Source organism: Neobacillus phoenicis, from assembly GCF_047302305.1.
Classification (GTDB): domain Bacteria; phylum Bacillota; class Bacilli; order Bacillales; family Cytobacillaceae; genus Neobacillus.
The window spans coordinates 1,400,771-1,417,928 of record NZ_CP154847.1; the positions used below are offsets into that span (position 1 = coordinate 1,400,771).

The 17,158-nt window shown below is 41.2% G+C and carries 15 protein-coding genes and 1 pseudogene; 13 read left to right on the forward strand and 3 right to left on the reverse strand.

Going from position 1 to position 17,158, the window contains the following annotated elements:
• Positions 1 to 39: 39 nt before the first annotated feature.
• From AA0X95_RS07170 to AA0X95_RS07180, 3 genes are all read right to left on the reverse strand, one after another.
• The gene (locus AA0X95_RS07170) at positions 40 to 786 is read right to left on the reverse strand and encodes an amino acid ABC transporter ATP-binding protein (protein ID WP_413307171.1); all 747 of its coding nucleotides are present in this window, start codon (positions 784 to 786) and stop codon (positions 40 to 42) included.
• 15 nt (positions 787 to 801) lie between these two features.
• On the reverse strand, positions 802 to 1,461 hold the full coding sequence (locus AA0X95_RS07175) for an amino acid ABC transporter permease (protein WP_413307174.1): 660 nt from the start codon (positions 1,459 to 1,461) through the stop codon (positions 802 to 804).
• 67 nt (positions 1,462 to 1,528) lie between these two features.
• Complete coding sequence (locus tag AA0X95_RS07180; RefSeq protein WP_413307177.1) at positions 1,529 to 2,308, reverse strand: amino acid ABC transporter substrate-binding protein; 780 nt, start codon at positions 2,306 to 2,308, stop codon at positions 1,529 to 1,531.
• Positions 2,309 to 2,685: 377 nt separating this feature from the next.
• Here AA0X95_RS07180 and AA0X95_RS07185 point away from each other — a divergent pair, with 377 nt between their 5' ends.
• The 13 genes and pseudogenes from AA0X95_RS07185 to AA0X95_RS07245 all read left to right on the forward strand — a co-directional run bounded on the left by AA0X95_RS07185 (position 2,686) and on the right by AA0X95_RS07245 (position 17,075).
• On the forward strand, positions 2,686 to 2,874 hold the full coding sequence (locus AA0X95_RS07185) for a hypothetical protein (protein ID WP_413307179.1): 189 nt from the start codon (positions 2,686 to 2,688) through the stop codon (positions 2,872 to 2,874).
• Positions 2,875 to 3,203: 329 nt separating this feature from the next.
• Positions 3,204 to 3,575, forward strand: coding sequence for an ArsR/SmtB family transcription factor (locus AA0X95_RS07190; protein ID WP_413307182.1), 372 nt, complete (start codon positions 3,204 to 3,206; stop codon positions 3,573 to 3,575).
• Positions 3,562 to 5,634: a heavy metal translocating P-type ATPase gene (locus AA0X95_RS07195; protein WP_413307185.1), complete on the forward strand. Its 2,073-nt coding sequence runs from the start codon at positions 3,562 to 3,564 to the stop codon at positions 5,632 to 5,634. The genes AA0X95_RS07190 and AA0X95_RS07195 overlap by 14 nt, the downstream gene beginning before the upstream one ends.
• Positions 5,635 to 5,724: 90 nt before the next feature.
• A complete protein-coding gene (locus AA0X95_RS07200; RefSeq protein WP_413307188.1) occupies positions 5,725 to 6,654 on the forward strand; it encodes a cation diffusion facilitator family transporter in 930 nt (309 codons plus the stop codon).
• 213 nt (positions 6,655 to 6,867) lie between these two features.
• Positions 6,868 to 8,358, forward strand: a complete 1,491-nt coding sequence (locus AA0X95_RS07205) for an FTR1 family iron permease (RefSeq protein WP_413307191.1) — start codon at positions 6,868 to 6,870, stop codon at positions 8,356 to 8,358.
• A gap of 5 nt (positions 8,359 to 8,363) precedes the next feature.
• Entirely contained in the window at positions 8,364 to 8,738 is a 375-nt protein-coding gene (locus tag AA0X95_RS07210) for a hypothetical protein (protein WP_413307194.1), read from the forward strand.
• Between the two features lie 122 nt (positions 8,739 to 8,860).
• A pseudogene (locus AA0X95_RS07215) lies at positions 8,861 to 9,384 on the forward strand (sulfite exporter TauE/SafE family protein).
• A gap of 165 nt (positions 9,385 to 9,549) precedes the next feature.
• On the forward strand, positions 9,550 to 9,834 hold the full coding sequence (locus tag AA0X95_RS07220; protein WP_413307196.1) for a YhdT family protein: 285 nt from the start codon (positions 9,550 to 9,552) through the stop codon (positions 9,832 to 9,834).
• Positions 9,831 to 11,282: a sodium/pantothenate symporter gene (panF, locus tag AA0X95_RS07225; protein ID WP_413307199.1), complete on the forward strand. Its 1,452-nt coding sequence runs from the start codon at positions 9,831 to 9,833 to the stop codon at positions 11,280 to 11,282. Before AA0X95_RS07220 ends, panF begins: the two co-directional genes overlap by 4 nt.
• Before the next feature lie 88 nt (positions 11,283 to 11,370).
• Positions 11,371 to 11,610 (forward strand): CsbA family protein, encoded by a 240-nt coding sequence (locus tag AA0X95_RS07230; protein ID WP_413307202.1) that lies wholly within the window; start codon positions 11,371 to 11,373, stop codon positions 11,608 to 11,610.
• Between the two features lie 406 nt (positions 11,611 to 12,016).
• Positions 12,017 to 13,996, forward strand: a complete 1,980-nt coding sequence (uvrB, locus tag AA0X95_RS07235; protein ID WP_413307205.1) for an excinuclease ABC subunit UvrB — start codon at positions 12,017 to 12,019, stop codon at positions 13,994 to 13,996.
• Between the two features lie 7 nt (positions 13,997 to 14,003).
• A complete protein-coding gene (gene uvrA, locus AA0X95_RS07240; protein WP_413307208.1) occupies positions 14,004 to 16,877 on the forward strand; it encodes an excinuclease ABC subunit UvrA in 2,874 nt (957 codons plus the stop codon).
• A 24-nt stretch (positions 16,878 to 16,901) separates the two neighbouring features.
• Positions 16,902 to 17,075 (forward strand): hypothetical protein, encoded by a 174-nt coding sequence (locus AA0X95_RS07245; protein ID WP_413307211.1) that lies wholly within the window; start codon positions 16,902 to 16,904, stop codon positions 17,073 to 17,075.
• Positions 17,076 to 17,158: the final 83 nt, after the last annotated feature.

The window sequence follows — 17,158 nt, forward strand, 5'->3', positions numbered from 1 at the left end:
AAAAAAACGGCTGAAATCTCAGCCGTTTTTACATTTTATTTATTTTAAGCTTCGATTTAAGAAAGCTTTTGTCCGTTCGTTTTTTGGGTTCGTAAACAACTCATCAGGAGAACCAGATTCAACAATCTCCCCATTATCCATAAATACCACTCGGTTCGCCACTTCTTTAGCGAATCCCATTTCGTGTGTCACCACAATCATGGTCATATGCTCTTGAGCAAGATCCTTCATAACTTGTAGCACTTCTCCGGTCAACTCTGGGTCCAATGCAGAAGTCGGCTCATCAAATAGGAGAATTTCTGGATTCATCATTAATGCCCTGGCAATAGCTACTCGTTGTTTTTGGCCACCGGAAAGCTTTGCAGGGTAAGCCGTTGCGCGATCTGAAAGGCCTATTTTTTCCAGAAGTTCACGGCTTCTTTGCTGAATAGCAGAGGGAGATTCCTTTTTCAACATTTTTGGAGCGAGCTCCAAATTTTCCGTAACCGTCAGATGCGGAAAGAGGTTAAAATGTTGAAAGACCATTCCCATTTTGGCATTAATTTGTTTCATCTCTTGTGGTTTAGCGTACATACCGTCCTTCACTAAATGGCTGCCCGCAACCATAATGCTTCCGCCATCTATTTTTTCGAGATTGACTAAACTGCGAAGCATTGTGCTTTTTCCAGAGCCCGAAGGACCGATCACAGCAACGACATCATTTTTTTCTACATTAAAGCTAATCTGTTTTAATACATCCAAATTGCCGTACGATTTTTTGAGATTAGTAATTTCTATAATAGCCATGTTACCCACTCCTTCCTATTCAAATTTGAACCGTCTTTCTAGCCATTTAAAGAACATGGTTAAAATCAGTGTCATAATCAGATAAATAATCCCTGCAACAAAGAATGGCACAATGGTAAAATCACGGTTTACAGCGGTTTGAGCAAAGTGCAGTAATTCAGGAACGGCAACGGCATAGAGTAGCGCCGTATCTTTTACCAGTGTGACAGATTCGTTCGCCACCGCTGGAAGGGCGATACGGAACATTTGCGGCAAAATAACTCTCGTCAATGTCTGCCATTTATTTAATCCGAGGACTTGAGACGCCTCATATTGGCCTTTATCAATAGCAAGCAATCCCCCGCGAAAAATTTCAGCAAAATAGGCCGTGTAGTTCAAGATAAATCCTAGGCAAGCTGCGATGAAGCGGTCTAACACTAAGTATTCACCCACAACAGGAATCATAGGTAAACCAAAGCAAATAAATAGGAGCTGGAGCAATAAAGGTGTACCGCGCATGACATAAACATAGGCCTCTGCGATCAAGGATACCGGCTTAAAACGGCTGCCAACAGCAAGTGTTAATAGAAACCCCAGTGGAATGGACACCACAATGGCGATGAAAAACAAGAGGACGGTCATCTGTGCCCCTTCCAGCATGGGTTTTAGGATAGACATTATATAATCGAATGACATAGGAATTCCTCCAAAAACAAAACAGGCTTCCCAAAGGAAATCCTGTTCTGCCTTATATTCGTTTTGATTATTTTAATACTTTATCTTCGCCAAACCATTTCTTAGAAATTTGAGCAGCAGTGCCATCTTCATTCATATCATCAAGTGCTTTTTGAAGATTTTTCAATAATTCTTCATTACCTTTTTTCACACCAATACCATATTCTTCTGGAGCTAAAGATTCATCTAATACTTTAAATGCCTCTTGCTCTTTTGTCATATAATAATTGATTACAATTTCATCAATAACGACGGCATCTAAACGACCGCTCTTAAGGTCAGTTAAAGCTTGTACATTGTCCGCAAATTCTGTAACAGTTTTAATTTTAGACTTGATTGGTGCTGCGTCTAATGCATCTGCTGCAGAAGAAAGTGATTGTAAACCAACTACTTTGCCTTCTAGATCATCTAATTTAGAAAGGTTCGAATCAGCTCTTGTGACAACTACTTGTGCATTTTTTAAATACGGCTTCGTGAAAAGAACCTTCTTTTTACGCTCATCTGTAATAGTGTAACCGTTCCAAATGAGGTCAATGCGCCCACTGCTTAACTCTGCTTCCTTTGTGCTCCAATCGATTGGTTGAAATTTCACCTTTTTCCCCATCTTATCAGCTGCTGCTTTCGCTAAGTCGATATCAAATCCAACAATTTTGTTATTTTCATCTCTGAAGCCCATTGGTGCGAACTTGTCGTCGATTCCAATGACTAGCGTTTTATTTTCTTTTCCCTCTGCTGATTTAGAAGAACATCCTGTTACGAGAGAGAACATTGCAGCTATGACTAGAACAATAGTAGCTAAACGTTTCATATTAAAATACCACCTTATAATAATTGTTATTCGCTTTAGTGCGTTACCATGCTATTACACTACCATATTATCGAGATGTCGTATATAGCTTGATAAATAATAGAAATATTAAAAATATTTGGCTGGAAGTCCCGTTAAAGAATGGAAGAGAAGGTGGAGAGATAAGCTCGGTAGTTCAAAGGAAAAACGTTCATATTTTACAAATATATGAACAAGAGATTTTTGCGGCTTCACTTCATGAAAAATGCAAGAAATCTGCATTAAATCTGCAAATTTTCCCTCTACATTTAATGTATAAACATTTAATAGTTCATTAACTTTTTGGAGGTGGAAAGTTTGAAAAGGATTTTATTATTATTGTTGGCAGCAGAAGTGAAATGGAAGGGATGGACATAGTGGGAGGAAGCCATGATCATCACGGACCAGTGGTTGAAACACCGCCAAATTATAAAATACTAGGAACATATGGTGCGATGAATCTAGCATTTATCTTAATCGGAATTTGGAATAAATGGTTTCGCAGGATAGGGGACTTGCTGGAAACTATTCACGCTCTGGTGCTTTAAAAGTTCAGGCAACACCAGATATTTGTAAAACATGTAAGGTGCAATCTTGCTACAAAGGAACGGAAGGTGTGGAAGGATGTCCGATGTTCCAGTTTCCACGAACAAAGGAATCCAGTGCAGAATGTAATATTTGTGGTAACTGTGTGAAAAAGCTAACATCTACTTATTCTCACTTCCTATGATGCACAGAGTATAAAGAAAAAAGAGGTTGAATTCGATTTGGATTCAACCTTTTTTTATTTCTAAAAAAAACAAAAAAGTTTGACATTCAAACCACCGTTTGAATATGATATAGTCAAACGAACGTTTGAATGAAGAAGGTGGGCAATATGAAAGAACGCGATGTTTGCGAAATTACCTGTGTAGATAATGAAAAAACCGCTCGAGTCGGGCAACAGCTCGAAAAAGATCAACATATTACTGAAGTAACCAAGATATTTAAAGCTCTTTCCGATGAAAACCGGTTGAAAATAGCTTATGCTCTGACACTGGAAGAGGAACTTTGTGTGTGTGATGTGGCACATATCGTAGGGGCAACCACGGCTACAACCTCCCATCATTTACGTCATCTAAAAAATATTGGTCTTGCAAAATATCGGAAAGAGGGAAAGCTTGTGTATTATTCTCTTGATGACGACCATGTTAAACAATTAATTCATATTGCCATTGCGCATCAGGAGGAGGTGGATGGCCGTGAGTGAAACCATTGAAAAACAAGTCTATCGGGTACAGGGCTTTTCTTGAACGAGCTGTGCAGCGAAGTTCGAAAAGAACGTCCAACACCTGGATGGTGTGGTTGATGCAAAAGTAAATTTTGGAGCTTCTAAGCTCACAGTCTATGGAGATACCACCTTAGATGCATTACATGAAGCAGGAGCGTTTGAAAAACTAACGATCTACCCTGAAAAAGAGCAACCGCCAGTGGCAGTAAAGAAGCCACTTTGGAAGCAATATTCTCTTTTAGGGCTATCCTTGTTGTTTTTGCTAGCCGGGTACATTTTTTCATTGAACAGCCTATTTGCCGCGTCTATTTTACTAGGAGGCTTTCCGCTCTTTAAAACAGGGTTAAAGAATTTATTCCGGCTCGATTTCGATATGAAAACACTCATGACCGTCGCGATTATTGGGGCAGCCATTATCGGAGAGTGGAGTGAAGGGGCAGTCGTTGTAATCCTATTTGCCATCAGTGAAGTCCTTGAAGGCTATTCTATGGATAAAGCAAGAGACTCGATTCGGTCATTGATGGAAATGGCACCAACCGAGGCACTAGTGGTCCGAAACGGCAAAGAGATGTTTCTAAAGGCGGAAGATATTGAAGTTGGAGATCTTATGCTTGTAAAGCCTGGGCAAATGATTGCTATGGATGGGGTTATTTTAGAAGGGGCATCCTCCATCAACCAGGCGGCGATTACAGGCGAATCCGTTCCAGTTGAAAAAAATGTTAACGACGAGGTTTTCGCGGGAACACTGAATGTAGAAGGATTTCTAAAAGTAAAAGTTACTAAGCTGGTAGATGATACAACGATTGCAAAAATTATTCATCTCGTAGAAGAGGCACAAGGGGAAAAGGCACCATCCCAGCGCTTTGTAGACCGGTTTGCTAAATATTATACCCCGATTATTATGATTATTGCTGCGCTAGTGGCAGTTGTTCCACCGCTGCTGTTTGCTGCTAGCTGGCAGGAGTGGATTTACGAAGGGCTTGCGGTATTAGTGGTGGGTTGTCCCTGTGCTCTTGTCATTTCTACCCCTGTTTCCATCGTTACCGCAATCGGAAATGCTGCTCGAAATGGTGTGTTAATTAAGGGGGGGAACTTTTTAGAGGAAGCTGGTGCACTAAAGGCAATTGCTTTTGACAAGACGGGAACACTGACCAAAGGGGTTCCAGTTGTAACAGACTTCATTAACTATACAACCGATGAAGACTTACTTTCCATCGTTGCTGCACTTGAAAGTAGATCGCAGCATCCACTTGCAGATGCCATTATGAAAAAAGCCGCTGATGTTAACAGAGATTTCGAAGTCGAGGATTTCTTATCAGTATCAGGAAAAGGTATTACAGGTATAGTTAATGGAACTGAATATCGAGTTGGAAACTTGAAGTTATTTGATGAAGTTCCTGACCATATGTTGAATGAAATGACCTCACTTCAAGAACAAGGGAAAACCGTCATGATCGTTGGAACCACTCACGAAATCCTGGCATTGATTGCTGTTGCCGATGAAGTGCGTGAAAGCAGCCGAGAGGTAATTGAGCGCCTCCATCAGTTAGGGATCGAACATACAATCTTGTTAACAGGAGATAATCAAGCAACGGCTAAGGCGATAGGTCATGAGGCAGGAGTCACTGAAATGGAAGGTGAATTGCTGCCGCAGGATAAATTAGATTTTATTAAAAAATTAAAAAATCAGTTTGGTAGAGTTGCAATGGTTGGTGACGGCGTGAATGATGCACCGGCACTCGCAGCTGCTACGGTAGGAATTGCGATGGGTGGGGCAGGAACGGATACCGCCCTTGAAACTGCTGATATCGCTTTAATGAATGACGATTTAAAAAAACTGCCGTTTACCATCAAGTTGAGCAGAAAAACACTACAGATTATCAAACACAATATAACTTTATCGATTGTAGTAAAGATCTTGGCACTATTGTTAGTTGTTCCGGGTTGGTTGACATTATGGATAGCCATTTTTGCAGATATGGGAGTAACCTTACTCGTTACCTTGAATGGATTACGGTTATTAAGAGTAAAAGAATGAAGTTTAGAAAAAACTAACACAATCGGAATTCTTTCGTTTTAGAAAAAGATAAATTTGGAGCTACTAAAAGAGCTCTTTGGGGGAATTGACATGGGACATCACCATCATCATGGACATTCACACGGCCACTCACATGGTCATTCACATACAAGTAATAAAAAAGCATTGTTGAGTTCTTTCTTATTAATAGCTGCCTTTATGATTGTCGAGGTTATTGGTGGTTTGGTAACCAATAGCTTGGCGCTTTTGTCTGATGCTGGCCATATGCTTAGCGATGCAGCAGCACTAGGGCTGAGCTTCTTCGCAATCAAGCTTGGTGAGAAACAGGGATCACAGGAAAAAACCTATGGTTACAAGCGCTTTGAAATTATTGCAGCAGCATTGAATGGAATTACGCTTGTTGTCATTTCTCTTTATATTTTTTATGAAGCGATTCACCGCTTTTTTGATCCACCAGAGGTGCAAAGCAAGGGGATGCTAATGATCTCTGTACTAGGATTAATAGTAAACATCATTGCTGCATGGATTTTAATGAAGGGTGACAAGGAGGAGAATTTAAACGTAAGAAGTGCCTTTTTACATGTGCTAGGTGATATGCTGGGGTCTGTAGGAGCCATTGTTGCCGCACTTCTCATCATGTTTTTCGGCTGGGGAATTGCTGATCCGATTGCCAGTGTAATTGTGGCTGTTTTGATTTTAATCAGCGGGTATAGGGTTACGAAGGATTCCTTCCATATTTTAATGGAAGGGGCACCGGAACAAATCGATATGAATCAGGTAAAAATAGCATTAGGTAAAATTCCACTGGTGAAAGAAGTACATGATTTGCATGTTTGGACGATTACCTCCGGGTACCCGGTGCTAAGCTGCCATATTACGATGTGTGATGATGGTTTCCATGATGAAATCTTAGCCCAATCACAAAAAATTCTTCATGACGATTTCCACATTGAGCATAGTACCATTCAAGTCGAAAGAGCATGCGTAGGTTGTCCCAGCCCGCATGGAACTTGTAATTAAGGTTAAAGACATCTGTAAAAGGATGTCTTTTTCTTGTGTAATGGGAACACTATCAGTGATGAGTTAATTGATGGTTTTTACTCGAAAGTTCACATTTTACTATATTTAATAGTGAAATTGTAATTGACAATCATTATCAATGAAAATACAATAGTATACAGATAAATGAAAATGAGATTCATTATCAACAAGAAACCTTCAAGGTGGGATACGATGGGCAGAAACTTATTACATAAGATAGTCATCCTTCTACTACTATTCGGATTTGGAGTACAAAATCCTGCATTAGCAGCCGGGAGTGCCAAAGAAGATATCATGAAAGCCGAAGAACCGGTTGACCAAGCTATTGGCTACGCCACAGAAGGAAACCTTTCAGAGGCAGAGAAGGCATATGAACGATTTAATAAAACCTGGAGAGAAATTGAAGAGGGTATAAAAGCTGAGTCAGCTACTGCCTATCGAGATATTGAATCAAATATGGGCAAGGTTGTTTATGCCTTTACTATAAAAAAACAGGATCAGGTACTACAGGCTTTACAGGATCTAAAGGCAGTTAATGAGAAAGTAGCTAATGGTGGCTATCCAAAAGAGGCGGGCTTTAAGAAAGAAGATATAACCTTAGAAGAATTTATTCTTTTGTTACAAAATACAAAAAAAGAAATTAAAAACGAAAACCGAACTCAAGCCATTTCAAGCATTCAGGATGCCACTGATAGTTGGCTAAGCGTGGAAGGAATCGTGGTTGCACAATCAGCAAAAGTATACAGTGACTCGGAAAGAGATTTAGTTACGATCCAAGCAATGCTTACTGCTAATCCACCAAACTATGAGAAAGCAACTCAAACGGTCGATAACATGGTAAATTACCTTACACCATTAGCGAATAAATCTGAGTACACGTATTGGGATGCAGCGATGATCCTTATTCGTGAGGGATTAGAAGCGTTACTTGTAGTCATTGCTCTTATGTCTTTCGTAAAAAAATCAGGTCTGGCAAAGGGAAGAGGCTGGATTTGGGGTGGAGTGGCAGCTGGATTAGGTGTTAGTTTAGTTCTTGCCCTTATTGTTAAATTTGTCATTTCATCTGGTGCGTTTGGGAACAACAACGCTCTAATAGGTGGATGGACAGGCGTTTTTGCAGCAGTCATGTTACTGTATATGAGTTATTGGCTTCATAGTCAATCCAATATCGCTGATTGGAATCGCTATATTCGTGAAAAAAGTCAAACTGCTGTTACCACAGGGCGCATTGTCTCATTAGGTATTCTTGCTTTTCTTGCTGTATTTCGAGAAGGCACGGAAACAGTATTATTTTATATCGGAATGGCGAGCCAAATTAAGCTCCAATCCCTTTTGATTGGGTTTTTAATAGGAACTGCAATACTGGGTGTTTTAGCTTTCTTATTAATCTATGTGGGACTAAAATTACCACTTCGTCCATTCTTTACAGTATCAAGTGTAATCGTTTTTTATCTTTGCATTAAATTTACTGGCATGGGTATCCATAGCCTCCAATTAGCGGGCTTAATCCCAACCACAAATTCTCAAAGTATCCCGAGCATAGATTTCTTTGCTTTATATCCAACATGGGAAAGCACGATCCCACAGATAATTCTAATTCTTGGTGCAGTAGTGATTATTTTAGTAAAGAGAATGAAAAGTAAAAAGCTAAAAACAGAAAACAATAATTTGAAAGTAGGTTAATCAACATGAAAAAATTAACTTCAATGGTTGTAGCATTAGGTCTAGTAAGTGCATTAGTTTTAGCGGGTTGCAGTTCAACTGATAGTAAGGTTTCTGATGGGGTAAATGAAATGTTAGAGACAACTGGGCAATTATCAAAAGCAATTGATAATGGTGACCAGGCTAAGGTGAAGGAAGTTGGACCAAAATTGGAAGAGCAATGGTCATCATTTGAGGATGATGTGAAAAAAGATAATAAGGATTTGTATGAGAAGATTGAAAAATATCTTGATCCAACGATTGCTGGTTCAGAGGCAGACACATTAGATAAAGAAGCATTAAGCACATTGAACGATCAACTTACTGATGCTTTGAAAGAATTAGCTGATAAAACAAAATAAGAAGGTTGGAGGCTGACTTATAAGAGGTCAGTCTCTTTCTTATTTTGTAAGGAAGTCTCCATATTTTCTGCACGATTTTATGTTATGGTTTGTTATAAATCTATTGATTATAGGTGATTCGATTGTATAGTTTATTGAGTAAGATAAGTGGAGTATTAAGTGAACCGTTTTTTAACATGGCAAATAGCTTAGAATCGTGGCCGATCGTTTTTGCTTTAATCTTAGGGTTAGTAGGGGCCCTTGCTCCTTGTCAGCTTACGGGAAATATTAGTACTGTAACCCTTTATGGCAATCGTTCTATTCAAAGAAAAATAGCATGGAAGGATGTTATAAGTTTTACTCTAGGTAAAATAGTAGCATTTTCATTATTAGGTGCGTTGGTGTGGTTGCTGGGTAGAGAAATTGAACAAAATCTAACGTTATATTTTCCGTGGCTTCGAAAGATAATGGGACCTTTATTAATATTAGTTGGTTTATTAATGTTAGGCTTTATTAAATTTAAAGGGACATTTCATTTGTGTACCTCGGTGGTAGCGGCGTGATTATGAAAAAGGGGAGAAAGTTTGGAAGGGTCAGTCAATGGAGCGCAGGTGTTCTAATGCTGTTATTAGGTATTTTTGATACATTAACCTATTGGTCTTTATAATGTTAATTCTTTAATAATTATCTTAAAATGAAACATGATTAAGGCTAATGAGATTCGTCCCACTAGACACATTCTCATTAGTTTTTTCTTTATTTATCCACTATGTTTGGTAAAATGTTCAATATTAGTGAAACATAATATGAAAATATCAGAGGGGGAGTACTGTTGAAAAAAACAGTCAATCCAGAGGACAAGCGTTTTAAGATTGCACATAAAGAAGCATTGATAGGTGTCATCCTTGTTCTCATTAATTTTATCTGGTGGTATGGCTTTGGCTATGGCCTTGGCTCAGGTAACGTCAACAATTACTCATACATATTTGGACTTCCTGCTTGGTTCTTTTACAGCTGTATTGTTGGCTTTATTGTAATGGTCATACTGGTTATTTTGACCATCAAATTTTTATTCAAAGATGTACCCTTTGAAGAGGAAGAGAGGGAGAGCGAGTGAACTGGCCCGTTATCACACCATTGATCATCTTCTTACTCATTATTTTTGCCATCGGTCTTTGGTCAAACAAAATTGTGATTAAATCGAATTCATTCCTAGAGGAGTACTTTTTAGGGGAACGCCAAATGGGTGGCTTTATTCTTGCCATGACGATGGTTGCTACATACGGAAGCGCCAGCAGCTTTATTGGGGGCCCAGGGATTGCCTATACCCAGGGATTAGGCTGGGTCTTGCTAGCGATGGCTCAACTGGCAACCGGTTATTTTACTTTAATGGTATTAGGAAAGAAATTCGCGATAGTCGCTCGGCAGTATAAAGCTATCACATTAATAGACTTCCTGAAAGAGCGGTATAAAAGCAAAACAGTCGTGTTACTTTCTGCAGCAAGTATTATTATTTTTCTTTTTTCCTCAATGACAGCCCAGTGGATTGGCGGAGCCCGACTGGTTGAAAGCTTAACAGGCCTTTCCTATAAAACCGCACTGCTTATTTTTGCATTTTCGGTCCTTGTATTCGTGATTGTTGGCGGATTCCGAGCGGTTGCGTTAACGGATACGGTTCAAGGCGTTGTGATGTTTATAGGGACATTGATTCTGCTGATTGCAACCATTAAGGCTGGAGGCGGAATACCCAAAATTATTTCTGATTTAGCCGCAGAGAATCCCAACCTGATCAGCCCGTTTGGTGCCCAACATAATCTGACTCCGGCCTACGTTTCATCTTTTTGGATTTTGGTAGGGGTCGGTGTGGTCGGCTTACCGCAAATTACGGTGCGTGCGATGTCCTATAAAAATTCCAAGGCCATGCACAGTGCAATCATAATTGGTACTATTGTGGTCGGCTTTATCATGCTGGGCATGCATTTAATTGGTGTCTTTGCCCGGCCAGTTCTTCCGAATGTGAAAATTGGTGATACCGTTATGCCGTTGTTGTCGATGAAGGTCTTACCACCATATGTTGCAGGTATTGTCCTTGCGGCTCCTATGGCAGCGATCATGTCCACGGTAGATGCCTTATTAATTCTTGTAAGTTCTGCATTAGTAAAAGATGTTTATCTAAATTACATCAAGCCACATGCAGAAGACAACCATGTAAAAAAAGTCAGCTTCGGTGTCACGGCGGTGATTGGAATTCTTGTGATCCTGCTTGCTTTAAGTCCACCTGATTTAATTGTCTGGCTTAATTTATTCTCGTTCGGCGGTCTTGAATCAGTCTTTATTTGGCCTGTTGTTTTAGGTTTGTATTGGAGTAAGGGAAATAAGCATGGAGCGATAACATCCATGGTTGTGGGAATGGGGTCTTATATTCTATTAGATCGTTTTCATCCAAATGCCTTTGGTCTTCATACTGTAGTTATGCCAATCGTGCTCTCATTTCTTTGTTTTGTACTAGTAAGCCTGATGACAAGTCAGAAAGAAGCAGCGTCTCAAATGAAGCATGGATCATAAGGGCCGCTGAAATTAATATTTTTGTTGCAATTTTGTTGATAAATTTCTAGAATTAATTAACAGAAATTTATTGAATGAGGTGTACCCATTGGTAAATGTTATTGAATACTTGTCGGCATTTATTTTGCCAGGGTTACTAGTCCTGCTTTTTACACGGGTCACTTATAATCGACTAATCGGCCTAGTTTTAACGGTTGCACTGATTGCTGCCTCTGTATATAAAGGGTATACAAATACCTTCGTGTTAATCGTCATCGATGCTTTCTCATTGACCGCCGGTTTCTGGCTGGCTGCTAAAATGAAGCCAAGATCAGTAAAGAAGACCTAGTAATCTAACAAATCAACGTAGTCTGTCAGGAAACTGGCAGGCTTTTTTTATTCGTTAGGCTATGTTATAGCATAAATTGATTTTTGGACTCTGTTGATTGGAGTGGAAGGCGCGAAGACTCCTGCGGGAGTACGGGGCAGGGGAGACCCCGCAGGAGCGAAGCGACGAGGAGGCTCCCCGGCACGCCCGCGGACCGCTCGCGCCTGGAGCGGAAATCAACAGACTTGTTTAACAGAGCTAAAAAAATAAAAAAACGAATACTAGTTCGCATATTGTTGGTTTGTTTTTGGGGTATTGTGGTAGAATGTTAATATGAAAATTTAGAGGATACACTTTCCAGCACCATCCCGGTCATTATCAAGATTTTAAGCTGAAAAGTGATTTATTTAGTACGGGAGGAAATCGTGTGAAAGACCAATTTGAATTAGTCTCAGCGTACTCTCCACAGGGGGATCAGCCGGAAGCAATCCGCCAATTAGTCGAGGGGATTAGAAATAAAAAGCGTCATCAAACACTCCTTGGGGCAACAGGAACAGGAAAGACGTTCACCGTTTCAAACGTGATTAAAGAGGTAAACAAACCGACCCTAGTCATCGCCCACAACAAGACATTAGCAGGACAGCTTTACAGTGAGTTCAAGGAATTTTTCCCGGACAACGCGGTAGAGTATTTTGTCAGCTACTATGATTACTATCAACCAGAAGCGTATGTTCCGCAAACCGATACCTTCATTGAAAAAGATGCAAGCATAAACGATGAAATTGATAAATTGCGCCACTCTGCGACTTCTGCCCTATTTGAACGGAAAGATGTCATCATCATTGCCAGTGTCTCTTGTATCTATGGTCTCGGTTCTCCTGAAGAATACCGCGAGATGGTGCTATCTCTTAGAAGCGGAATGGAAATCGAACGCAATCACCTGCTCCATCGCTTAGTCGATATACAATATGAACGAAATGATATAGATTTTAAACGCGGTACCTTTCGGGTTAGAGGAGACGTTGTTGAGATTTTTCCCGTTTCCCGTGATGAGCATTGCGTGCGTGTAGAATTTTTCGGTGATGAAATCGACCGGATTCGTGAAGTGGATGCGCTCACAGGTGAAATTATTGGTGAACGCGAGCATATCGCCATTTTTCCAGCGTCTCACTTCGTTACACGAGAAGAGAAAATGCGCGTTGCCATTCAAAACATAGAAAAAGAACTAGAAGAACGCCTTGAAGAGCTGCGAGCGGACAATAAGTTGCTTGAAGCCCAACGAATCGAACAGCGGACCCGCTATGATTTAGAAATGATGAGAGAAATGGGTTTTTGTTCAGGCATTGAAAATTATTCAAGGCACCTGACATTAAGACCTGCAGGTTCAACACCGTATACCCTGCTCGACTATTTTCCAGAAGACTTTCTCATGATTATCGATGAGTCGCATGTTACCCTGCCGCAAATCAGGGGTATGTTTAATGGTGACAAAGCAAGGAAACAAGTCCTCGTGGACCACGGCTTCCGTCTGCCATCGGCTCTTGATAACCGGCCGTTAACGTTTGATGAATTTGATAAGCATGTTCACAACGCCATCTTTGTTTCGGCGACTCCTGGACCATATGAGCTGGAGCATACACCGGATATGATTCAGCAAATTATTCGCCCGACAGGACTCTTAGATCCGACGATTGAGGTTCGACCAATCGAGGGTCAAATTGATGACCTAATCGGGGAAATCCAAGAACGTGTGAAGAAAAATGAACGTGTCCTTGTCACCACTTTGACGAAGAAAATGTCAGAGGACCTAACCGATTACCTAAAAGAAATTGGGATTAAAGTTCAATATTTACATTCAGAAGTAAAAACGCTAGAACGAATTGAAATCATCCGCGAACTGCGAATGGGGAAATATGATGTTCTTATCGGAATCAACCTGCTCCGTGAAGGTCTGGACATTCCTGAGGTGTCACTCATAACCATTCTTGATGCGGACAAAGAAGGTTTCCTCCGCTCTGAGCGATCACTCATTCAGACGATTGGCCGGGCAGCACGGAATGCCAATGGGCATGTCATTATGTACGCTGATCGCATGACGAATTCGATGGAGCTAGCGATTAGCGAAACAAGGCGGCGCCGTGCCATCCAAGAAGAATATAACGAAAAGCATGGTATTACGCCAAAGACCATTCAAAAAGCAATCCGTGATGTCATACGTGCGACACATGCGGCAGAGGAGCAAGAAGAGTACAAACCAGCTGCATCATTCAGCAAGATGAACAAGAAGGAAAGAGAAAAGCTGATTGCTACGATGGAACAAGAGATGAAGACAGAAGCAAAGGCACTAAACTTCGAACGTGCTGCCGAGCTTCGTGACCTATTATTGGAACTTAAAGCGGAAGGATGACGTACACATGGCGATGGAGAAACTGGTTGTAAAAGGCGCCAGAGCCCACAATTTAAAAAATATTGATGTCACCATTCCGAGAGATAAGCTTGTAGTGTTGACGGGACTTTCCGGTTCAGGGAAGTCCTCGCTAGCATTTGATACGATTTATGCAGAAGGGCAGCGCCGGTATGTGGAATCCCTGTCAGCTTATGCCCGACAATTTCTGGGTCAGATGGATAAGCCGGATGTCGATGCGATTGAGGGATTATCCCCTGCCATTTCTATCGATCAAAAAACAACAAGCAGGAACCCACGTTCAACAGTCGGGACCGTGACAGAAATCTACGATTATTTACGTTTGTTATTTGCAAGGGTCGGACACCCAACTTGTCCGATTCATCATATCGAAATCTCCTCACAAACAATTGAGCAGATGGTCGATCGGATCCTGGAATATCCTGAACGAACAAAGATGCAAATCCTTGCACCGGTGGTTTCCGGAAGAAAAGGTACGCATGTAAAGGTCCTTGAGGATATTAAAAAGCAAGGCTTTGTTCGGGTCCGTGTAGACGGGGAAATGCTCGATCTCGGAGATGAGATCGAATTAGAAAAGAACAAGAAGCACTCGATTGAAGTGGTTGTCGATCGAATCGTGGTCAAGGAGGGCATATCTGCTAGAATTGCCGATTCACTTGAAACGGCTTTAAAGCTAGGTGAAGGAAAAGTCATTGTCGATGTGATTGGCGAGGAAGAACTGTTATTTAGTGAAAATCATGCCTGTCCGCTTTGTGGTTTTTCCATTGGTGAGTTAGAGCCAAGGATGTTCTCCTTTAACAGTCCGTTTGGTGCCTGCCCTGAATGTGATGGTCTTGGTTCCAAGCTCGAAGTGGATGTGGACTTAGTCATCCCTAACAAGGATCTGACATTAAAGCAGCATGCAATTGCCCCTTGGGAGCCGACAAGCTCGCAGTATTACCCACAGCTGCTTGAGGCAGTTTGTGATCACTTCGGGGTGGATATGAACATCCCCGTAAAGGACATTCCAGAGCATCTGTTAGAAAAAGTATTATACGGTTCAGGCCGTGATAAAATCTATTTCCGCTATGAAAATGATTTTGGTCAAATCCGTGAAGGGCATATCGAATTTGAAGGAGTCATCCGGAACGTCGAGCGTCGTTTCAAGGAGACAAGCTCTGATTATATACGGGAACAAATGGAAAAATATATGGCTCAGCAACCGTGTCCAACCTGTAAAGGATACCGTCTGAAAAAGGAAACTCTAGCTGTCCTAATTAATGGTCATCATATTGCTCAGGTGACCGACCTTTCGATTGAAGAAGCGCATCAATTTTTCTCTGAATTGAAGCTGACGGAAAAAGAGATGCAAATTGCGAAACTCATTTTCCGTGAAATCAGTGAGCGCCTCGGCTTCTTAATCAACGTAGGACTTGATTATTTAACACTCAGCCGAACGGCTGGTACGCTTTCCGGTGGGGAGGCGCAGCGGATTCGGTTAGCGACGCAAATCGGTTCACGTTTAACGGGCGTATTATACATTCTAGATGAACCGTCGATTGGACTGCATCAGCGAGATAATGACCGTTTAATCGGCACGCTGCAGCAGATGCGGGACATTGGCAATACCCTCATTGTTGTTGAGCATGATGAGGATACGATGATAGCCGCTGATTATTTAATTGATATCGGCCCGGGTGCTGGCGTGCATGGCGGACAGGTGGTGTCGGCCGGTACACCAGAAGAAGTCATGGCGGATCCCAATTCGTTAACAGGTCAATATTTGTCGGGTAAGAAATTTATTCCTTTGCCATTAGAACGCCGTAAGCCAGATGGACGTTACATCGAAATTAAAGGCGCATCTGAAAATAACTTGAAAAATGTTAATGTGAAAATTCCACTTGGCATGTTTATCGCTATTACGGGTGTATCAGGTTCAGGAAAAAGTACGCTCATTAATGAGATTCTTCATAAGTCACTGGCACAAAAGCTTCATCATGCAAAAACAAAGCCAGGCGAGCATAAGAGCATAAAAGGAATTGATTATTTAGAAAAAGTAATTGATATTGACCAATCGCCAATTGGCAGAACACCGCGCTCTAACCCAGCTACCTACACTGGTGTCTTCGACGACGTTCGTGATGTATTTGCCGCTACGAACGAAGCGAAGGTCCGTGGATATAAAAAAGGACGCTTTAGCTTTAACGTGAAGGGTGGTCGCTGTGAGGCCTGCCGTGGGGATGGAATCATTAAGATTGAAATGCATTTTTTACCTGATGTGTATGTTCCATGCGAAGTGTGCCATGGAAAGCGTTATAACCGTGAGACGCTGGAAGTGAAGTATAAAGGGAAAAATATTTCCGATATTCTTGATATGACGGTCGAAGCAGCCGTTGAATTTTTCGAAAACATTCCAAAAATCAGCCGTAAGCTGCAAACGATTTTGGATGTTGGTCTCGGATATATCAAGCTTGGTCAACCGGCCACAACACTTTCCGGTGGGGAAGCCCAACGGGTGAAGCTTGCTTCAGAGCTACACCGCCGTTCGACTGGTAAGTCATTTTACATTCTAGATGAGCCGACAACTGGACTTCATGTAGATGATATTTCACGTTTACTCGTTGTACTTCAGCGATTGGTTGAAAATGGGGATACAGTCCTTGTGATCGAGCACAATCTCGATGTCATTAAGGCTGCCGATTATCTGATTGATTTAGGACCTGAAGGAGGCGACAAGGGCGGAACCATTATTGCGTCTGGTACACCGGAAAAGGTAGCAGAAGTGCCTGAATCGTATACGGGTAAATACTTAAAACCAATCCTTGAGCGAGATCGTTTAAGAATGAAAAAACAAATAGAAAATAAAAGTGCAGTAGAAGCATGAAATATGAAAAAGAGCTGAAACCATTTGCTGGTTTCGGCTCTTTTTTTTGTTGCTGAAACCGTGTTTGGCGGGATTAATCTGAAAGTTGGCGGAAAGCTGGCCAAAGTTGGCGGAATAAATCCACAAACCGGCGGAATCTCGCCCAAAGTTGGCGGAATAAATCAGAAAACCAGCGGAATAACCCCGTCATCTCCTTAAAAAAGTTTCTAAATCCAGTCACCTTTCCTCTTTTCTTACGTCTACTTTTCTGTGGTTTAGTTCGAATATTGAAACACTTTTGA

Bases quoted from the DNA above. Each gene is read 5' to 3' on its own strand.
- AA0X95_RS07200 (WP_413307188.1), top strand. From the start codon at position 5,725: ATGGGACATCACCATCATCATGGACATTCACACGGCCACTCACATGGT.
- AA0X95_RS07210 (WP_413307194.1), top strand. From the start codon at position 8,364: ATGAAAAAATTAACTTCAATGGTTGTAGCATTAGGTCTAGTAAGTGCA.
- AA0X95_RS07190 (WP_413307182.1), top strand. From the start codon at position 3,204: ATGAAAGAACGCGATGTTTGCGAAATTACCTGTGTAGATAATGAAAAA.
- AA0X95_RS07185 (WP_413307179.1), top strand. From the start codon at position 2,686: ATGGAAGGGATGGACATAGTGGGAGGAAGCCATGATCATCACGGACCA.
- AA0X95_RS07170 (WP_413307171.1), bottom strand. From the start codon at position 786: ATGGCTATTATAGAAATTACTAATCTCAAAAAATCGTACGGCAATTTG.
- AA0X95_RS07180 (WP_413307177.1), bottom strand. From the start codon at position 2,308: ATGAAACGTTTAGCTACTATTGTTCTAGTCATAGCTGCAATGTTCTCT.
- AA0X95_RS07175 (WP_413307174.1), bottom strand. From the start codon at position 1,461: ATGTCATTCGATTATATAATGTCTATCCTAAAACCCATGCTGGAAGGG.
- AA0X95_RS07205 (WP_413307191.1), top strand. From the start codon at position 6,868: ATGGGCAGAAACTTATTACATAAGATAGTCATCCTTCTACTACTATTC.
- uvrA (WP_413307208.1), top strand. From the start codon at position 14,004: ATGGCGATGGAGAAACTGGTTGTAAAAGGCGCCAGAGCCCACAATTTA.